Genomic DNA, 19,527 nt, shown 5'->3' on the forward strand with positions numbered 1-19,527 from the left:
CTCCAAGCTTTTTTTCTTGCGTGAGAGTAATGGTATAAAAAAAGTCCTCTCAGCGTGTGCGAGAGGACTTTTGAAAAAAGGGTACAGCATACCCTAAGTATTTCAAACCGTTACCTTCTCAACCTCACGGGGCTGTGTTAAAGGATCATTATTTAACTGTTGTCAGTATCTCAGTTTTCTTGTGATTTGTCAATACTATTTCCGTAAAATATTTAATGCTTCTTCAAATACTTCTGGAATCGGTGCCTCAAACTGAATATATTCACCAGTACGAGGATGATCAAAGCCTAAAATACCTGCATGAAGTGCTTGTCCATTCATATCTAACGTTTTCTTGGGACCATACTTCGGATCTCCTGCAAGTGGATAGCCAATATATTTCATATGAACACGAATTTGGTGCGTACGTCCCGTTTCTAAGCGACATTCTACAAGTGTAAAGTCTTTAAAGCGTTCTAACACTTGGAAGTGAGTAACAGCATTTTTACCATTTTCATCAACTGTCATACTTTGACGCTCTTTCTTATCACGACCAATTGGTGCATCGATAGTCCCCTTATCATGCGGGATAACACCGTGCACAATTGCTTTGTAACGTCTTGTTACTGTTTTTGCTACAAGTTGATTTACAAGTGATTCATGCGCCATATCATTCTTAGCAACCATTAATAATCCAGATGTATCTTTATCAATACGATGCACAATACCTGGACGCATTACACCGTTGATACCTGATAAATCTGTACAATGGTGCATAAGGCCGTTTACAAGCGTACCACTTGTATGTCCTGGCGCTGGATGTACAACCATACCACGTGGTTTATTTACAACAAGCACATCTGCATCTTCATAATAAATTTCTAAATTCATATCTTCTGGTTGAATATCTAACGCTTCTGGATCAGGAATCGTTACTGTAATTTCATCTTCTTCTTTTACTTTATAATTCACTTTTACTGCTTTCCCGTTTACTGTCACAACATCATCTTTAATCCATTGCTGTACTTGTGAACGTGACCATTCGTTATTTATTCCTGCAACGAATTTATCAATTCGCTCATTTTTTTGCTCTTCTACAACTGTTACTTGTACTACTTCACTCATTCAATTACTCCTTCGCTTTCTTGCCTTCTAATAATGTTTGAATAATAATTAATACAACACCAATACATAACGCTGAATCAGCTATATTGAATACTGGATAGTTGTACGAGAAAATATACACGTGAATGAAATCCACTACTTCTTGTCTAAATACACGATCAATAAAGTTACCAATTGCCCCGCCTAAAATTAGGCCTAACGAAATACCTAGAAGCTTATCTGTTTTCGCATACTTTTTCATATAAAATACGATAAACACTACAAAAACAACTGTAATAATGTAGAAGAACCACATTTTATTTTCTAAAATACCCCAAGCAGCGCCTCTATTTCGATGTGATGTTATGTATAATACATTGTCGATAATCGGAATACTCGTACCCAATTCCATGTTCTTTACAATTAACCACTTCGATATTTGATCGATAGCAATGACAAATAACGCTATTACATAATATATCATTTTCATTTCCCCCACAAAGACAGTGTACCTCAAAATTTTAGCATAGCTGCTACCTTTTCACAATGAACCTTTATAGAAGAATAAAATAAATTAAAAAAAGGTAATATAATATCGTTGTGCGTATTCATACATTTACCTTTTCATAGAAGAATTCATGAATCGTACGAGCAGTCGGCATTGTCTTCATTTGCTTTGTCGAAATTAATCTCCCCGTCTCTTCACAAATACCGTACATGTCTATTTCCATTTTAAATAATGCGCGTTCTACATCCTTTAAATCCTCTTTTATATCATGTAATAGCAATTTTCTCTTTATCTCTTCCTTAATTTCATATCCAAGCTCTTGGCTGAACTCGACATCATATTTGTGCATTACTTCTTTAGCTAGTCTCTCTTGCAACTCTTTTCTCATCAATTGCAATTCTTCTTTTATTTCCATGTAAATTTCATTCACGTGTACATTCCTCCTAGCTGTAATGTACAGTTAGTGTGTCCGAAATTTATTTGCTTACCTCACACACATTTTTCCTTCACAGGAAAGAGTCTGAAAAGTTTTTTTGATATGCCATCAACAAAAAAAACTGACTGCATGAATAGCAGTCAGTTTTTTATTATTTTACATAGTTTTCTTTAACAACTGTTGCACAACGCTCACATAATGTTTCATGTTCAGCATCTTTACCAATTGTTTCTGAAACTACCCAACAACGTTCACATGTTTCACCAGTTGCTTGCGCAACAACAACCGCTGTATGTTCATACTTCGGTGCATCTGCTGGCGCTTCATCCATCATACCACCAAGTTTATACTCAGAAACGATGAATAATTGCTTTAAGTCTTCGCTAATAGACTCTAACATAGCTTTCATTTCTGCAGTTGGATATAGCGTAATGCTTGCATTTAATGACTTACCGATTACTTTTTCATTACGAGCTACTTCTAGTGCTTTTAACACGTCATCACGTAATGTCATAAATGCATCCCATTTTGTTTTTAACGCTTCCGCGTCATCTAATTGTACAGCTTCTGGCATATCAGTTAATTGTACACTTTCTTCTGTTACGCCTGGAATGTATGGCCATACTTCATCAGCTGTATGCGGTAAGATTGGTGTTACAAGTTTTGTTAACGCAACAAGAACATCATATAATACAGTTTGAATTGCACGACGATCTTCGTGATTTGCACCTTCAATGTATAAAATGTCTTTTGCAAAGTCTAAGTAGAATGAACTTAAATCAATTGTACAGAAGTTATGAATTGCATGATACACAGCAGCGAAGTCGTATGTCTCATATGCTTCTTTAACTTTTGTAATTAAGTCATTTAATTTCACTAACATGTAACGATCTACTTCACGAAGTTCAGCTACAGCTACTGCATTTTCACTTGGCTTAAAGTCGTCTAAGTTTCCTAATAAGAAACGGAATGTGTTACGGATTTTACGATACACTTCTGCTACTTGTTTTAAAATATCATCTGAAATACGTACGTCAGATTGATAGTCAACAGAAGATACCCATAAGCGTAAAATGTCTCCGCCTAATTGATCCATAATTTTCTTCGGTACGACGATGTTTCCAATCGACTTACTCATTTTACGTCCTTCACCATCTAATACGAAACCGTGACTTAATACGCCTTTATATGGAGCTTTACCTGTTACAGCAACTGCTGTTGATAATGAAGAGTTAAACCAACCACGATACTGGTCAGATCCTTCTAAATATAAATCAGCTGGACGCTGTAAATCTTCGCGCTCTTCTAATACCGCTTGGTGAGAAGAACCTGAATCGAACCATACATCCATGATGTCTGTTTCTTTACGGAATTCGCCATTTGGGCTACCCGGATGTGTAAATCCTTCTGGTAATAGATCTTTCGCTTCACGCTCGAACCATACGTTAGAACCGTGTTCACGGAATAAATCTGCTACATGGTTAATTGTTTCATCCGTAATAATTGGATCGCCATTCTCAGCATAGAATACCGGAATTGGCACACCCCATGCACGCTGACGAGAAATACACCAGTCACCACGGTCACGAACCATATTATGAAGACGAGTTTCTCCCCATGCTGGTACCCATTTCGTTTCCGCTACAGCTTCTATTAATTCTTTACGGAATGCTTCAATAGATGCAAACCACTGTGCTGTCGCACGGAAAATAATTGGTTTTTTCGTTCTCCAATCATGTGGGTATGAATGTGTAATGAATGTTAGTTTCAGTAACGCGCCTACTTCTTCTAATTTTTCTGTAATTGGCTTGTTAGCTTTATCATAGAATAAGCCTTCAAATCCAGGTGCTTCATTTGTTAATACACCTTTATCATCGACTGGGCAAAGTACTTCTAATCCATACTTTTTACCAACAACGAAGTCATCTTCCCCGTGTCCTGGTGCTGTATGAACACAACCTGTACCTGCATCTGTTGTTACGTGATCTCCTAGCATAACTAATGAATCACGATCGTAGAATGGATGTTTTGCAACTGTGTACTCAAGTTCGCTACCTTTTACTGTTTTCACAACTTCAGCATTTTCCCACTCTAACGTTTTTGCAACTGTCTCAAACAGCTCAGAAGCAATGATAAATTTCTCATCATTTACTTTTACAATACTATATTCAAGCTCTGGGTGAACAGAAATACCTAAGTTTGCAGGTAATGTCCAAGGTGTTGTTGTCCAAATGATGTACTTTTCATCACCTTCTAATACATTCTTTCCATCTGTTACAGGGAATGCTACGTAAATAGATGCTGATTTTTTATCTTGATATTCAATTTCAGCTTCTGCTAAAGCAGATTCACTCGTTGGAGACCAGTAAACTGGTTTTTGACCTTTATAGATATAACCTTTTTTCGCCATGTCACCAAACACTTTAATTTGTTGTGCTTCATAAGCTGGCTCTAAAGTAATATATGGATTATCCCAATCTGCACGTACACCTAAACGCTTAAATTGTTCACGTTGACGTTCTACTTGTTCATATGCATACTCTGCACATAACTTACGGAACTCAGCAACTGTCATTTCTTTACGCTTTACACCTTTATTTGTTAAAGCTTGTTCAATTGGTAAACCGTGCGTATCCCATCCTGGAACATATGGCGCACTAAAACCAGTCATTGATTTATAACGAACAATAAAGTCTTTTAATACTTTATTTAATGCATGTCCCATATGAATGTCACCATTCGCATATGGAGGTCCATCATGCAATACAAATAAAGGACGACCTTTTGTATGTTCTTGTACTTTTTCGTAAATATTCATTTCAGCCCATTTTTCTTGCATTGCAGGCTCACGTTTTGGTAAGTTCCCACGCATTGGGAACTCTGTTTTCGGCATCAGTAATGTATTTTTGTACTCCATGCTCAATTCCTCCTTACATGTATATAAGAAATACTTAAAAAACGGAATAAAAAAGAGACTTTCTCATCCCAAAAAGGGACGAGAAAGTCTCCCGCGGTACCACCCTAGTAGATCATATACATATGTATAGAATCCTCTTATATTCTTAACGCGAATACACGCCTACGCTTACTCTATTTGTTCAGCGCGGAACTCCAGGGTGATATTCCCACTATCTCCTTATCCTGAGCTTACACCGTCCTCAGTTCGCTATATAAGGTTTGAAAAGGTACTTATCCCTATCTTCGTTTTTCTTAATAAATATGTTGTTTAAAATTATATGTAATAATGAGAAAAACGTCAAGCTTACACTGTTTCTTCTTTTTTCAACAGTTCATCTACTTCGTCTTCTAACTCAATTAGTTTATCCCAATCATCGTTGTTTAACATTTCAAGCTGTGTTTCTAATAACATACGGAAACGAGTTCGGAATACTTTCGCTTGTTTCTTTAACTCTTCAATATCAAAAGCAACTTTTCTTGATTTTACTAATGCTTCGTTAATAATACGATCAGCATTCTTTTCAGCTTCACGCACAATTAATTTCGCTTCTTTTTGCGCATTACGTTTTACTTCTTCCGCTGCTTCTTGCGCAACAACGATAGATTTGTTTAACGTATCTTCAATATTAGAGAAATGATCTAACTTCCCTTCTAACTGCGCAACTTTTTCTTCTAAAGCTTTTTTCTCACGAATGACCAATTCATAATCTTTGATAATTTGATCAAGAAACTCATTTACTTGATCTTCATCATAGCCACGGAATCCGCGACCAAATTCTTTGTTATGAATATCTAATGGTGTTAACGGCACAACGCCACCTCCAAGTAGTTATCTAAATTTCCTCTTTCAATTATATCTTTTCTTCGACAAAATAGGAGGATTTCCTTCTAAAAAACCAATCATTTTAGTATACCATACAAAATTCTCCATTTGTCGCGTTTTGTTCTACCTTCTACAGAAAATAATTTACTTCGGCCATATCCTCTAACAGAGAAAACGTCTCCTGGATAACATTCATAAGAAGTTTGTTCCACTATTTTCCAATTAACTTTTACTAAACCATTTTTAATGAAAGGTTGTACTTTCTGTCTAGATAAATGTAACATTTCAGCTAACATAACATCTAAACGAAGTGAAGAAACCGTTCCAGATTTCTCCCCCCACGTTTCATGTATCTGTAGAATTTGTTCTCCTTGTACTGCTGATAAGGAGACTTTTACTTTTCCTATTGCTTGTAAGTTCATCTCAATGTACGATACGATTTCTTTCGCAACTACAATTTGGGCACGATTTTCTTGCAGCAAAATATCACCACATTTTTCTCTCGTTAAACCAAGAGACATAAATGTACCTAATATTTGCCTATGTTCTAGCGTATAAAACTTGGAAGGATAGTCAATTTCTAATACTTCTACTTGAAATTCTTCTTCATTTAATTCTAGATAGTCTGGATAAATGAGTGCTCTTTTACGCTCTGCATTAGGCGTTGCACCACCAAATTGCACAGCAACATCTCCTTGTCCAATTACCATAGAAACAATTTGTTGCTGTCTTGGATCAAGGAAATCTGTTAATTTCACTTGATGGTACTCCGCCGTTCGCTTCCACTCTAGCACTTTATCTACAAAGACCTCTTCATCAGGCCTAAAATGTTCGTAAATGCTCATGTATTTAACCTCTTACTATAAGAAATAGCCGAACAAGCTGAACAAACCACTTTTAGCAAGTTTTAACGCAAAAATCGCAACGAGTGGAGAAATATCAATCATACCCAGCGGCGGAATAAATCTGCGGAATGGTTCTAAATACGGTTCACAAATTCGCGCCAAGAACTCTCCAAAAGATGATTCCTTTGCACCAGGAAACCATGATAGGAGAATGTAAATAATCAGTGCCCACGAGTAAATCTCGATAGCAGAACTTAACACCATTAAAACTGTTGTCATGGCGTATTACCACCTCTTTATATTTGTTTCTTCTTCTTCACCGAATAACTCTGAAATTGCACCAACAATATCAACATTTTCAGGTGTACACATAAATGTTTTCGGTCCTATTTTTTGAATGTCCCCGCCTATAGCGTATACAGTACCACTTAAAAAGTCAACGATACGTACCGCTTGATCAGTAGACATTCTCTGCAAATTAATTACAACAGCTCGTCTACCTTTTAGGTGGTCCGCAATCCCTTGCGCTTCCGAATATGTGCGTGGTTCTAATAAAACAACTTTTGAAGATTGTTTTGCTGTTTCAATACTCACAACATTTTGCTTCGGTTGCGCTTTCGGAAACGTAACATCTTGTTGTTCTGGTGGATCTTGCTGCTTTTTCATGTCTGTTTGCTCCTTTTCATAACCATATTGAGCTGCTTCTTTTTCTTCCGGTGTATCAAAAAAGAAGTATTTTACTTTTGACCAACTCATAATAAGATTCTCCTTCCTTTTACGCTTTTCCTACTAAAATCGTTCCCAAACGAATATATGTAGCCCCTTCTTCAATTGCAATCGTGTAATCGTTGGACATTCCCATTGATAATTCTTTACATGGCGCATGTAATAACTCTAGCTCCTGCACCTCTGTTTGTAGCATACGTAATTCCTTAAAACAGCGTCTGATTTCTTCCTCTTCTTCTGTAAATGGAGCCATCGTCATTAGTCCGACCACTTCAATTTTATCGAATTCTTGCAAACTTTGAATAAAAGAAACAACCTCTTCTATTGCCAATCCTTGCTTCGATTCTTCGGATGAGGTTTTCACTTGAATAAAGCATTTCACTTTCTTATCAGCACGTTTCTGAATTTCTTTCGCCAGGGAAAGACGATCTAACGAATGTAAATAATCAATTTCATTAATGATTTCTTTTACTTTTCTCGTTTGTAATGAGCCAATAAAGTGCCAATTAACTTTTGAACCGAAATGCTCGTATTTCTGTAAGAAACCTTCATTTCTATTTTCACCTAAATCGATAATTCCAGCTTCAATTACTTCGTTTGTTTTTTCAATCCCTACAGTTTTTGTCACTGCAACAAGTTTAATATCTTGCAACGAACGTCCAGCTCGAGCGCAAGATTCTTTAATAGCTTCGTTTACAATCACTAAATTTTCTTGTACTGTCACTTGCTTCCTTCCTCCTTAAAACCTATGAAACTCAACATTCTTCCTGTCTTACCTTGATCACGACGATGAGAGAAAAATAGTTGCTCTTCACAGCTTGTACAAAGAGATGACATTACAATATGCTCTTCTTTTATGCCTGCTTGTACACATAATATACGATTAATTTCTTTTAAATTAATTGCGTACTGCCCGTCAGAAATTTTTTGATGAGGAACAGCACCGCTAACTACTTCCTGTGCTGCTGTTAATACACGATCATCCACAACATAACAACAAGATCCGATCGACGGCCCAATTGCAACATGAATTTCATCACTTGAAATACCTTCTGCATTCCACTTTTGAATCATTTCCTTTGCAATCTCTTGTACAGTGCCTTTCCATCCAGCATGCGCAAGTCCTATCATACCATGTGATGGTGCATAAAAATAGAGCGGAACACAATCCGCGTAACAAGACGTTAACAGAACATCTTCATTACTCGTATAAATGCCATCTGTTTTTGAAATGCCGTCCTCATATGAATAGACGCCACTTCCTTTTTCCTGTTGCCCTACTTTTTCAACATGATGAGCATGAACTTGTTCAGAGCAAATCCAGTTTTCTAATGGTTTTTGTAACTTATTTGCTAAAATGCGTCTGTTTTCATGAACGTTCTCCACGATATCATTCACATGTAATCCTAAATTCATCGCATGAAAGGAGCCCGTACTTATCCCACCATCTTTTGTCGTAAATCCAGCAGTAATGTTTCCAAGTTCTTTCCACGCTTGTAAATACAGTATACCGTCCACATATTTAAATGGTTCTCTCATAATAAAGCGGCTCCTTTTAATTAAAATAACAGAAAAAAGCATGGTACTTCCTGTCTATTTTACCATACTTTTATTTTTTCATAATCCTAACAGAAAAAAAAGAGGAATTTGTAATATTCTTTATGAAATTGTCGGTGTTTGTATTGATTCTGTTACAGAATTAACAGGATTTACTCTTACAAGTATGACATCTTCCCCAATTTTCACAATTTCCTTCCAAGGAATTACAATCTCAACATCTTTTCCAAAAATACCTAGCATACGTGTCTGTTTGGAAATAATAACAGAACAAATTTTCCCTGTGTTCATATCAATTTCAATATCTCCAATATTCCCAATCCTTTTTCCATCTGAAATATTTATAACATCCTTCATCTGTAACTCTGAAATTCGTATCACCATTTTTATCCTCTCCCTTATATGACGAATTGGAAACTGTTTCTCATATTTACAGGAAGCCACCTATACGAAACACCATGCTAGTTTCATTATATGAACACTAATCCCCTACTATGAGCACAAACCATATTACATATAAAAAGGTCTCACCATAATTGGTGAGACCTTATCCTTGAATCGTTTTATTCATTTGTTTAATGGCTGACTTCTCTAAACGTGATACTTGCGCTTGGGAAATCCCAATTTCTTCTGCAACTTCCATCTGTGTCTTTCCTTGGAAGAAACGTTTTCTAATAATCATTTTCTCTCGATCATTTAAACGCTTCATTCCTTCTTTTAATGCTAATTCTTCAACCCACTGCTCGTCCTTTTGTTTTTCATCACTTAACTGATCCATAACAAAGATAGGATCTCCTCCATCATTATAAATCGGTTCAAATAATGAAACTGGGTCTTGAATCGCATCTAAAGCAAATACTATCTCTTCATGAGTTACTTCTAGCACTTTTGCAATATCCATTGCTGTTGGTTCTTTTGAATTTTCTGCAATCAACTTTTCTCTTACTTGCAAAGCTTTATACGCAATATCTCGCAATGAGCGCGATACGCGAATTGGATTATTATCACGCAAATATCTGCGTATTTCCCCAATAATCATCGGCACAGCATACGTTGAAAATTTTACATTTTGGCCTAAATCAAAATTATCAATTGATTTCATAAGTCCAATGCAACCAACTTGAAATAAATCGTCAACATATTCTCCTCTGTTATTAAATCTTTGGATGACGCTCAGTACAAGACGTAAGTTTCCATTCACTAATTTTTCTCTTGCGCTTATCTCTCCACTTTGCATTTCACGAAATAATTTACGCATCTCTTCATTTTTTAATACTGGAAGTTTAGCTGTATCAACACCGCAAATTTCTACTTTGTTTCTCGTCAAAGTGTTCCCTCCTATCGGGAGTTGCTGTACAGTGTAAAGTATTTCCTTTGAAGGGGATTTTATGCATATGGTTTTTTCACGATTTTTTATTTAAATTATCTTTCCTAATACAACTAAATAGAATAAGACCAGCCTACATAACGGCTGGTCTTATTCTTCACACCATTTTATTAAATTCTTTTCGTAATCTTTTTATAATTCTTTTTTCTAAACGCGAAATGTATGACTGTGAAATCCCAAGCATATCCGCCACATCTTTTTGCGTCTTTTCCTCTCCTCCGGCAAGACCAAACCGAAGTTCCATAATTTGTTTTTCACGATCATTTAATTGGTGTAATGCTTTCATTAAAAGGTGACGATCTACAGTAGCTTCTAAATCTTTTGTAATAATATCATCATCTGTACCTAACACGTCAGACAACAACAGTTCATTCCCATCCCAATCAATATTTAGCGGTTCATCAAAAGAAACTTCTGAACGATTTTTGTTATTTCGACGTAAATGCATTAAAATTTCATTTTCTATACAACGCGATGCATATGTTGCTAATTTTATTTTCTTTTCTGGATTAAATGTATTTACCGCTTTAATAAGGCCGATTGTTCCTATACTAATCAAATCTTCAATATTTATCCCTGTATTTTCAAACTTTCTTGCTATATATACAACGAGCCTTAAGTTACGTTCAATAAGTAATGACCTTGCTGCCTGATCTCCCTTTGGCAATTTATTCAAAAGAACTTCCTCTTCTTCTTTCGTTAACGGTGGTGGCAACGCTTCACTTCCACCAATATAATAAATTTCATCGGTCTTAATTCCTAATTTCAGCAATACTTTATACCAAAGGTATACTAAATAAAATTTTAATTTCATCATATTATCCCGCCTCTCATTATTAAGCGATCACCATTTTTTGTGAAATCAACATTTTTGGATGCACAATACATTGATACTCCCCATTTGTAGACAGTTGTTGTGTATTTAATCCAATTAATACTTTGTTTACAACAATAGAACTACCTTCATGATCAACTTGCACACTGTCAGGCTTAATTGCCCACAAAAATTGACTTTCTACTCCTACTGCACGGAAAGGAATTAAACGTAATTTTGTCGCCCAACCAGAATCATTTTCTGGTATTTGAGGAATTTCTGTTTTGGAATAAATTTGTTCTGTTAACCAAGATGGTAAGCAATGTTCTAATGATGAAACATGCATAATCATAACGGGTGTTTTTGTTAATGGATCGTAAAGTTGGTTCCCACTGTCAATAAGACCTGCCAGTTCTAGTTCTTCTTCGGCCAATTGAATTTTTACTTTCACAATTTGGTCATAGTGTATTTTCGTGACCTCTACGCTTTCAATACGCTTTTTAGAAAAATAATAAATTACCGGAAAGCCAAAAATAACAAATAACCAACTAATTGGATCGCCGTAAGAAATTGACTGAGATTGAACCAATCCATTTACCATTTCATTCGTTTGCAAAAAGAAATGAGTTCCAATTAATCCTCCGCCAACCATAAAGGTTACAAAGTAAAAAGTAAAAACAGTCTGTGCATAATTTCTAAATGTTGTAAACCCAAATGCTGTATACACAATAAGTAACGAGTACAGTAGTTTCATAATTGGATGTGTCATCATAGAAGCAAAAGGAGTAAAGGCAAAAATAACAATAGTTGAACCTATAAATGCCCCTAACACAAGCCTCCATCTTTTGATTTTCTTTTTTAACACGGTAGCTGTTAATAAAAGCAGAAGAAAATCAATGCAGGCGTTTAACAACCAAACAACGTCGGCGTAAACAACCAAACAATTCACCTCTTTTTTCAAGTTGAGACTAGTATAATGCATATCCAATAGGAAAGTGTGTCAATTTGCGGAGGTGTTTTTTTGTTATTTTGTGATTTCTAGACATAATCTGTCGGTAAAGAATAAAAGTACAAATTCATAGAATGATATACTCTTATTTTCACCAACAAAATATATTGAAATATACGAAATAAAAAAAGACCTGCTTAGCAGGTCTTTTCCATTTAAAAAACAAAAAAGGAGCATGAAAGCTCCTTTTTTTATCGTCTACGACGGTTACGTAAAAATGCTGGAATATCGATATCATCTGAATCTGAATGACGTTCATGTACAACTGGCTCTTCACGCTTCATTTCACGTTTTACTTCACGTTGTTTTGAAGGTTGAGCTACTGGTTGTTGCTGTTGTTGCGTGTGGTTCGCATTCGGACGAATAATTGGTTTTGGTGGTTGAGTTGCAATGCTATCATCAAAACCAGTTGCAATTACAGTTACAACGATATCATCTTTTAATCCTTCGTTAATAACAGAACCGAAGATCATATTTACTTCTGGATCTGAAGCTGAGGCTACGATATCTGCCGCTTCTTGTACTTCATATAAGCTTAAGTTAGCGCCACCCGTAATATTCATGATAACACCTTGAGCTCCATCAATAGATGTTTCTAGTAATGGACTAGAAATCGCTTTTTTCGCAGCTTCTGCAGCACGATTTTCCCCGTTACCAGAACCAATACCCATTAAAGCAGAACCTCTATTAGACATAATTGTCTTTACGTCTGCAAAGTCTAAATTAATTAAACCTGGCGTTGCAATTAAATCCGAAATACCTTGAACACCTTGACGTAATACGTTATCAGCTTCACGGAATGCTTCTAACATTGGCGTATTTTTATCAACGATCTCTAATAAGCGATCGTTTGGAATTACAATAAGAGTATCTACATTTTCTTTAAATGCTGCAATACCAGATGCTGCTTGCGTTGCACGTTTACGTCCTTCAAAAGTAAATGGACGTGTTACAACACCAACTGTTAAAGCACCTAATTCTTTTGCAACTTGAGCAACAACTGGAGCTGCACCAGTTCCAGTTCCACCGCCCATACCAGCAGTTACGAAGACCATATCTGCACCACGAAGTGCTTCTTGGATCTGTTCTTTACTTTCTTCTGCAGCTTTTTTCCCTACTTCAGGGTTTGCGCCTGCACCAAGTCCACGCGTTAATTTTCCACCAATTTGCATTTTTGTTTCAGCTTTTGATAGATTTAATGCTTGTGCATCAGTGTTCACAGCGATAAAGTCTACACCTTGTACACCGTGTTCAATCATACGGTTTACAGCATTGTTTCCGCCACCGCCGACACCGATAACTTTTATATTCGCTAATTGATCTTGAGTAGTATCAAACTCTAACATGTCGAAATCCCCCTAGAACCTCATTTTTCGTGTCCAATTTTAATCCCATAAATAACGGAATACACGTTTTACTTTTGACATCATACGGTCATCATTTTGATTATTATTGTTTTGATTACGAGTTTTTTGTTTCGCAGGTTGCTGTTGTACCGGCGTTGGTGCTGGTGCTGGTACTGTTTCAAAATGCTCTTGCTTTTCCTGCACATTTTTCCCACGTAATTTAGCTTTTTGATAAGAATGTTTAATTAATCCAACTCCGCTTGTATATTGGGGCTCACGCACACCAATATAATCAGGAGTTGCTACACGAACATTTTCATGTAAAATATCATATGCAAGATCAAGAACACCTGGCATAGAAGCAATTCCGCCAGTTAGTACATAACCAGAAGCCACTTGCTTTACTCCTAACTTACGCACTTCATCTTGAACAAACATTAAAATTTCCTCTACACGAGCCTCTATTATATCCGATAATTCCAACTGAGAATATTGTTCTGTTTGATCACTTCCCATAATAGGAACCGTAAACATCTCTTCTTCAGATGCTGTATCATAAAAAGCATGTCCATATTTCAACTTAATTTGATCTGCATTTTCTGTTGAAGTTTTCAACCCAATTGCAATATCCTTCGTTATATGGTCTCCACCTAATGGTAATACGCTCGTCGCTTGTAACTCTCCGTCTTTAAAAATAGATAAAGTTGTAGATCCTCCCCCCATATCAACAAGGGCTACTCCTCTATTTTTTTCATCTGAAGATATAGCAACTGTTGCAGCCGCTAAAGGTTGAAGACAAATATCAACAATTTCAAGACCTGCTTTTTCTACACAACGAAGTAGGTTATGTAGTAAAGTTCTCGAGCCTGTAATAAGTGTACCTTCCATTTCTAATCTTACACCGATCATCCCGCGTGGATCGTTAATCTCGTCAAGACCGTCTACGATGAACTGTCGAGGTACCACATCAATAAACTCACGTTCTGGAGCAATTGACACAACTTGTGCTGCATCTAGAACGCGTAAGACATCTTCATTCCCGATTTCACGATCTTCATTTGAAACAGCGACTACTCCGTGACAAGGAAGTAGCTGTACCTGGTTTGCATTGACACCTACTACAACTTGCTCAATATGGATTCCCACCATACGCTCAGCTTGTTCAATTGCTTTTTTAATTGATCGAACAGTCTCGTCTATATCAACTATCGATCCCTTCTTTAAACCATTTGATTTTACATTTCCAACACCAATAATGTTTAAGCTGTCATTAACCATTTCACCAATGATGACTTTAACATTGGATGTACCGATGTCAAGACTAACATATATTTCATTGCTGTTCATTCTTTGGCACCTCCTTCTTTATTTATACCATACAACTCAATATATGGAACAACAATCGCAACTTTACTATTTATAAGAAAAATATTCAACGTCTTTATACGTTTCCCTTTTTTAACCCTATATTTTTCTTATTTTTATTTAGCATTCAATTAAGAATATCGCAGTAAACTATGAATAACTGCTTATCTTGAAATAATTCTATTTCGAGTGTAAAGTTTACCGCCAAGTATAAGTCTACACTAAGATGTACTCATAGAAAAGTGAAACTTGTACCAATACTAGTATGAATCTAAGAATTTTTACATATTTTTCATCAAATGAACCATTCTTCTAAATTCGTATGCATATAATAGAACGTTTGTTTTGTTTTTTCTGCTATAAGCAACGAAAACTACCATTCTATTCTTTTTTTTCTTCCGCACCTAATTCTTTCGTATATGCACCTACTTCTAAATCAATTAATACCTTCTTACCTGGCTCAATTGTTTTTAAAATAAGCGGATAGGCTTCCATACGTTTTGCGAAATTTTGAATCGTAGTGCTCACTTCATAACCTTCATTCATATATAAAGTAAGATGATCTTCATTCGCATTCGTTGGAGAATAGCGAATCTCCGAAATAGATTTTAAAATAGCTGGTGTTAATTTTTCTAGTTCAGCGATTAACTCCTTCATTTTCTCTTCTTTAAAAGGTTCGAAAATCGGTGCTGCAACAGGAAGTTTTCCATTAGGTAGTACATCAAGTGTTTTTCCATTCTCTAATAACGGTTGTAATTTTCCCTCTTTATTTATATAACCAATCGTTAAATATTCTTCAATATGAACATCAATCTTGTTTGGAAAACGTTTTTTTACATTTACTGCTTTAATTTCTTTTCGCTTCGTTAAGTTTTCTTCAGCTTTATGTGCTGTCACTCGGAAATAACTTGTATCATATGTCACGCCTGAATCCTTCATTACTTGCTCATCCGTCATATAATGATTTCCAAACACACTAATCTTTTTTATATTACTAAGCGGAGACCGAAAATAAATTAAAAAGAGCACTAATAAAAATAAAATTGATATGTATAAAATCAATCGATGATTAACATTTTTTTTGTTTTTTTTCTTTTGATTTTTCAATTTTGGTACACGATCTTGTAGTTTAATCACTTTACTATTATTCATGTACGATCCCCCTATGTAACATAAAGAACGGCATGTTCCTCATGCCGTTCTTATCTTCTTATTATAACATAAATGATAATGAGCGGAACGAATAACCGTTATCTTCCAATGATTTCTACTTCTGTGTGCATATCTACATCAAATTTATCCTTAATTGTATGTTTTATTAATTCAATTAAGGACAATACATCTTGCGCTGAAGCTCCCCCGGTATTAACAATAAAATTGCCATGCATTTGAGAAATTTGAGCTCCACCAATCCTATAACCACGAAGCCCTGCTTTTTCTACTAAATCGCCTGCAAAATGTGGGATTGGATTCCGAAATATACTTCCTGCACACGGGTGATTCCATGGTTGCGTTTCACGGCGGTAATCTTTATTATTTTGCATGCTACGTACAATTTCTTCACGTTTTCCCGCCTGTAATTGAAACTCCGCCTCTAAAACAATACCAGGCCGTTTCGTTTGCAATACAGATGCCCGATAAGAAAACTCCAGTTCTTTATTCGTTAACCAGTCAATTGTACCGTCTTCAAACAGAATGAGAGCCTTCGATAATACACTCGATATATCCGATTTATGTGCACCTGCATTCATATATACTGCACCACCGACACTTCCTGGAATGCCGCTTGCAAACTCCAATCCAGCTAACCCTTGACGACTAAGTAAAGTTGACAATTTAATAAGAGAATATCCACTACCAACTCTTACCTTATGTTTTTCGACCTCTAAGTGATCTAATCCTTCTCCTAAACGAATAACAACACCTTCTATGCCTCGATCAGATACAAGAAGGTTTGAACCGCGCCCAATTACAGTCCACTTCGTTTTGTATTGCTTTACTAACTGTAATGTTTTTTCAATACCGGCTACATGCTTAGGCACAATTAAAATATCCGCTGGTCCACCTATTTTCATAGTTGTATAACGCGCTAACGACTCGTTAACTAAAACACGACCAACGTCTGCTTCTATAAGCTCATTTACTAATTGTTCCATAGACAATCTCCCCCATATTAAGTCTCCTTATGACAATAATATGCAGGGCGTTCACCTAACGTTATCCCTCTATTTACGGGCATTACAGCTCCTAAATCAAAATTCGGCGGTAACAAAGAAGTTAGGCGGTATCGGGATGCCAGTAAACATCCGATTAGTGAAAGGTAATAATCAACGAGAGAGAATCACTCCCCACTGATTAAAGCCTCACTTTATTTTTTTACAAGCTTATTCATTACTTCATACAGCTTATTTGCTGCATCTGGAATACCTAGTTTCTTAGCAGCTAGCTTCATATTTTGTAATGTTTGTGCATCCAATAAAATCTCATCAATATCACGAATAAGTGTTTCAGCTGTTAAATCTTTTTCAAGTAACATTTTTGCCGCTCCTTTATCAACAACTGAACGTGCATTCTTTTCCTGATGATTATTTGTTACGTACGGACTCGGTATTAACACACTTGGTTTTCCTAACGCTGTTAATTCTGCAAGTGTTGTTGCCCCAGCCCTTGAAACAACAAGGTCTACACCAGTTAGTACCTCTGGCATATTATGAATGAACGGCTTAATAATAACATTGTTCGGGTTCCCTTTTTGCTTCACGGCTTCCATCACTTTGTCATAATGTACTTCACCTGTTACATATAGTATTTCGTAGCTTTTGTTCCCAAACTGTTCAATTGCTTCAACGAAGGCATCGTTAATCGGTCTAGCCCCACGACTTCCACCAAATATAAGTACAGACTTTTTAGGAAGAGAAAGCCCAACTGAACGTTTCCCTTTCATTCCATTTTGATCCATTACCTCTGATGCTCGCGGATTACCTGTCATTACCACTTTTGACTCTGGAAAATGCTCTGTAGCTGCTTCAAAACAAACAGCAACTTTATCAACATAACGACTTAAAAATTTGTTCGTTACACCTGGTACACTATTTTGTTCATGTACAATAGTCGGAATACCTAATTTGGCTGCAGCGTATACAACTGGTCCACATACATATCCACCCGTTCCAATTACGATATCCGGATTAAAACGACGAATATATCGTTTACTATCCTGTACACCTTTTAGAAAACGCATTACTGTTTTCACATTATCTAATGATATTTTTCGTTTAAATCCGCTTATAACAATAGATTGAAATGGTATACCTGCTTTTGGAACGATTGTACTCTCTAGTCCATTTTCCGTACCAATATATAAAAATCTTGCTTCTGGATTTAACTTTTTTATTTCTCTAATTAAAGCAAGAGCTGGATAAATATGACCACCAGTACCCCCACCACTCACTAATACACGCACTACTAACTCCTCCGCTTCTCTTTTCTTATTTCCATTATATTTATTTCTATATACATATTGCATTTTTACACACATACGAAAAACCCTGTCTTATAAACAGGGTTTAGTAGCGAGAATGGCGACTTATATTTAATAATACACCTACTGCCATTAACATTAATGTCAAACTTGATCCACCATAACTTAAAAACGGCAAGGTAATACCCGTAACGGGCATCAGTCCTGTTACAACACCAACATTAATCATTACTTGAATCGCAATCATCGCCACAATACCTACTGCTAAAAACGTACCATATAAATCTGGCGCTCCTAATGCGATACGAATCCCGCGCCATAATAATAGACTAAATAATAATAACACAAATGAACCACCAATAAAACCTAATTCCTCGGATAAGATTGCAAATATAAAGTCAGTTTGTGGTTCAGGTAAATAAAGAAATTTTTGTCTACTTTGTCCAAGCCCAAGTCCAAATAATCCACCGGGTCCAATTGCGAGTAATGATTGGATAATTTGAAATCCACTTCCAAGCGGATCTGCCCACGGGTCTAAATATGATGTAATGCGCTTCATTCGATACGGTGCTGATGCGATTAACCCTACAAACCCTGCTACACCAAGCAAACCAAACATCGCAAAGTGAAAGACCCTCGCTCCCGAAATAAATATCATAATGATACATGTCCCAACCATTACCGTTCCTGTCCCAAGGTCTGGCTGTAACATAATCATCCCAAAAGCAAGAAACACAAAACTAAGAGCCGGTAATAAACCACGTTTAAAAGATGTAATCAATTTTTGCCGTTCCGCTAAAAACTTTGCCAAGAAAATAATCATCGCAAACTTCATAAATTCTGACGGTTGAATCGAAAATGCTCCGATCCCAATCCAACTTCGTGCTCCTCCTCGAACAAGACCTACTCCAGGAATAAGAACGAGAATAAGAAGAATGAAGCAAACTAGCAAAATTACTTTTGAATACGTACGCCACACCCAATAATCAATTTTCATAATAAAAAACATAGCTACTACACCAAGACCCGCAAACAGTAATTGTCTTTTGGCAAAAAAGAATGAGTCCCCCATTTTATAAGAGGCCCAAACTGCACTCGCACTATAAACCATAATCATTCCGATTGTCAACAATGAAAGTGTTACGATGATGAGAATAAAATCAGGCGTTTTCTTCATTACCCACAAACA

General features: G+C 36.3%; 20 protein-coding genes and 1 other annotated feature. All 20 genes read right to left on the reverse strand.

Annotation, left to right across the window (positions count from 1 at the left end; genetic code table 11):
* Positions 1–195 precede the first annotated feature (195 nt).
* Positions 196–1,104, reverse strand: coding sequence for an RluA family pseudouridine synthase (locus CN409_RS14325; protein ID WP_000005854.1), 909 nt, complete (start codon positions 1,102–1,104; stop codon positions 196–198).
* A 4-nt stretch (positions 1,105–1,108) separates the two neighbouring features.
* Positions 1,109–1,567 (reverse strand): lipoprotein signal peptidase LspA, encoded by a 459-nt coding sequence (gene lspA / locus CN409_RS14330; RefSeq protein ID WP_000642180.1) that lies wholly within the window; start codon positions 1,565–1,567, stop codon positions 1,109–1,111.
* 124 nt (positions 1,568–1,691) lie between these two features.
* Entirely contained in the window at positions 1,692–2,021 is a 330-nt protein-coding gene (locus tag CN409_RS14335) for a TraR/DksA C4-type zinc finger protein (RefSeq protein ID WP_097981364.1), read from the reverse strand.
* A 157-nt stretch (positions 2,022–2,178) separates the two neighbouring features.
* Complete coding sequence (gene ileS2 / locus CN409_RS14340) at positions 2,179–4,944, reverse strand: isoleucine--tRNA ligase (RefSeq protein WP_086390361.1); 2,766 nt, start codon at positions 4,942–4,944, stop codon at positions 2,179–2,181.
* 71 nt (positions 4,945–5,015) lie between these two features.
* Positions 5,016–5,238: a binding site (T-box leader), on the reverse strand.
* Between the two features lie 51 nt (positions 5,239–5,289).
* Positions 5,290–5,796, reverse strand: a complete 507-nt coding sequence (gene divIVA, locus CN409_RS14345) for a septum site-determining protein DivIVA (protein WP_001131611.1) — start codon at positions 5,794–5,796, stop codon at positions 5,290–5,292.
* A gap of 89 nt (positions 5,797–5,885) precedes the next feature.
* Positions 5,886–6,653 carry a YlmH family RNA-binding protein gene (locus CN409_RS14350; RefSeq protein WP_000029712.1) on the reverse strand — a complete coding sequence of 256 codons (768 nt, stop codon included), beginning with the start codon at positions 6,651–6,653 and terminating at the stop codon, positions 5,886–5,888.
* Positions 6,654–6,668: 15 nt separating this feature from the next.
* Positions 6,669–6,932: a YggT family protein gene (locus tag CN409_RS14355; protein WP_000214323.1), complete on the reverse strand. Its 264-nt coding sequence runs from the start codon at positions 6,930–6,932 to the stop codon at positions 6,669–6,671.
* Positions 6,933–6,938: 6 nt separating this feature from the next.
* Positions 6,939–7,409 (reverse strand): cell division protein SepF, encoded by a 471-nt coding sequence (locus CN409_RS14360; RefSeq protein WP_000119129.1) that lies wholly within the window; start codon positions 7,407–7,409, stop codon positions 6,939–6,941.
* A gap of 19 nt (positions 7,410–7,428) precedes the next feature.
* Positions 7,429–8,103, reverse strand: a complete 675-nt coding sequence (locus CN409_RS14365) for a YggS family pyridoxal phosphate-dependent enzyme (RefSeq protein ID WP_000218005.1) — start codon at positions 8,101–8,103, stop codon at positions 7,429–7,431.
* On the reverse strand, positions 8,100–8,918 hold the full coding sequence (gene pgeF / locus CN409_RS14370; RefSeq protein ID WP_001209008.1) for a peptidoglycan editing factor PgeF: 819 nt from the start codon (positions 8,916–8,918) through the stop codon (positions 8,100–8,102). Before pgeF ends, CN409_RS14365 begins: the two co-directional genes overlap by 4 nt.
* Before the next feature lie 120 nt (positions 8,919–9,038).
* Positions 9,039–9,320, reverse strand: a complete 282-nt coding sequence (locus CN409_RS14375) for a YlmC/YmxH family sporulation protein (protein ID WP_000236745.1) — start codon at positions 9,318–9,320, stop codon at positions 9,039–9,041.
* Between the two features lie 163 nt (positions 9,321–9,483).
* Positions 9,484–10,263: an RNA polymerase sporulation sigma factor SigG gene (gene sigG, locus CN409_RS14380; RefSeq protein ID WP_000197755.1), complete on the reverse strand. Its 780-nt coding sequence runs from the start codon at positions 10,261–10,263 to the stop codon at positions 9,484–9,486.
* 157 nt (positions 10,264–10,420) lie between these two features.
* Positions 10,421–11,140 carry an RNA polymerase sporulation sigma factor SigE gene (gene sigE, locus CN409_RS14385; RefSeq protein ID WP_000976948.1) on the reverse strand — a complete coding sequence of 240 codons (720 nt, stop codon included), beginning with the start codon at positions 11,138–11,140 and terminating at the stop codon, positions 10,421–10,423.
* Positions 11,141–11,159: 19 nt separating this feature from the next.
* Positions 11,160–12,077, reverse strand: a complete 918-nt coding sequence (gene spoIIGA / locus CN409_RS14390; protein ID WP_000261975.1) for a sigma-E processing peptidase SpoIIGA — start codon at positions 12,075–12,077, stop codon at positions 11,160–11,162.
* A 260-nt stretch (positions 12,078–12,337) separates the two neighbouring features.
* A complete protein-coding gene (ftsZ, locus tag CN409_RS14395; protein WP_000888984.1) occupies positions 12,338–13,492 on the reverse strand; it encodes a cell division protein FtsZ in 1,155 nt (384 codons plus the stop codon).
* 39 nt (positions 13,493–13,531) lie between these two features.
* Positions 13,532–14,839: a cell division protein FtsA gene (gene ftsA, locus CN409_RS14400; RefSeq protein WP_001087559.1), complete on the reverse strand. Its 1,308-nt coding sequence runs from the start codon at positions 14,837–14,839 to the stop codon at positions 13,532–13,534.
* A 399-nt stretch (positions 14,840–15,238) separates the two neighbouring features.
* Entirely contained in the window at positions 15,239–16,009 is a 771-nt protein-coding gene (gene divIB / locus CN409_RS14405) for a cell division protein DivIB (protein WP_001065791.1), read from the reverse strand.
* 98 nt (positions 16,010–16,107) lie between these two features.
* On the reverse strand, positions 16,108–17,013 hold the full coding sequence (gene murB / locus CN409_RS14410) for a UDP-N-acetylmuramate dehydrogenase (protein WP_000437031.1): 906 nt from the start codon (positions 17,011–17,013) through the stop codon (positions 16,108–16,110).
* Positions 17,014–17,225: 212 nt separating this feature from the next.
* Positions 17,226–18,320 (reverse strand): undecaprenyldiphospho-muramoylpentapeptide beta-N-acetylglucosaminyltransferase, encoded by a 1,095-nt coding sequence (gene murG / locus CN409_RS14415; RefSeq protein WP_014894899.1) that lies wholly within the window; start codon positions 18,318–18,320, stop codon positions 17,226–17,228.
* A 103-nt stretch (positions 18,321–18,423) separates the two neighbouring features.
* Positions 18,424–19,515: a stage V sporulation protein E gene (spoVE, locus tag CN409_RS14420; protein ID WP_000753521.1), complete on the reverse strand. Its 1,092-nt coding sequence runs from the start codon at positions 19,513–19,515 to the stop codon at positions 18,424–18,426.
* Positions 19,516–19,527: the final 12 nt, after the last annotated feature.

Origin of the sequence: Bacillus sp. AFS012607, assembly GCF_002558005.1 — a bacterium.
In the GTDB taxonomy this organism is placed as follows: domain Bacteria; phylum Bacillota; class Bacilli; order Bacillales; family Bacillaceae_G; genus Bacillus_A; species Bacillus_A thuringiensis_S.

Excerpts from the sequence above, each read along its gene's own strand:
- CN409_RS14360 (WP_000119129.1), bottom strand. The coding sequence starts at position 7,409 with ATGAGTTGGTCAAAAGTAAAATACTTCTTTTTTGATACACCGGAAGAA.
- CN409_RS14325 (WP_000005854.1), bottom strand. The coding sequence starts at position 1,104 with ATGAGTGAAGTAGTACAAGTAACAGTTGTAGAAGAGCAAAAAAATGAG.
- CN409_RS14375 (WP_000236745.1), bottom strand. The coding sequence starts at position 9,320 with ATGGTGATACGAATTTCAGAGTTACAGATGAAGGATGTTATAAATATT.
- ftsA (WP_001087559.1), bottom strand. The coding sequence starts at position 14,839 with ATGAACAGCAATGAAATATATGTTAGTCTTGACATCGGTACATCCAAT.
- lspA (WP_000642180.1), bottom strand. The coding sequence starts at position 1,567 with ATGATATATTATGTAATAGCGTTATTTGTCATTGCTATCGATCAAATA.
- pgeF (WP_001209008.1), bottom strand. The coding sequence starts at position 8,918 with ATGAGAGAACCATTTAAATATGTGGACGGTATACTGTATTTACAAGCG.
- spoVE (WP_000753521.1), bottom strand. The coding sequence starts at position 19,515 with ATGAAGAAAACGCCTGATTTTATTCTCATCATCGTAACACTTTCATTG.
- murB (WP_000437031.1), bottom strand. The coding sequence starts at position 17,013 with ATGGAACAATTAGTAAATGAGCTTATAGAAGCAGACGTTGGTCGTGTT.
- ileS2 (WP_086390361.1), bottom strand. The coding sequence starts at position 4,944 with ATGGAGTACAAAAATACATTACTGATGCCGAAAACAGAGTTCCCAATG.
- CN409_RS14355 (WP_000214323.1), bottom strand. The coding sequence starts at position 6,932 with ATGACAACAGTTTTAATGGTGTTAAGTTCTGCTATCGAGATTTACTCG.
- divIB (WP_001065791.1), bottom strand. The coding sequence starts at position 16,009 with ATGAATAATAGTAAAGTGATTAAACTACAAGATCGTGTACCAAAATTG.
- ftsZ (WP_000888984.1), bottom strand. The coding sequence starts at position 13,492 with ATGTTAGAGTTTGATACTACTCAAGATCAATTAGCGAATATAAAAGTT.
- sigE (WP_000976948.1), bottom strand. The coding sequence starts at position 11,140 with ATGATGAAATTAAAATTTTATTTAGTATACCTTTGGTATAAAGTATTG.
- CN409_RS14350 (WP_000029712.1), bottom strand. The coding sequence starts at position 6,653 with ATGAGCATTTACGAACATTTTAGGCCTGATGAAGAGGTCTTTGTAGAT.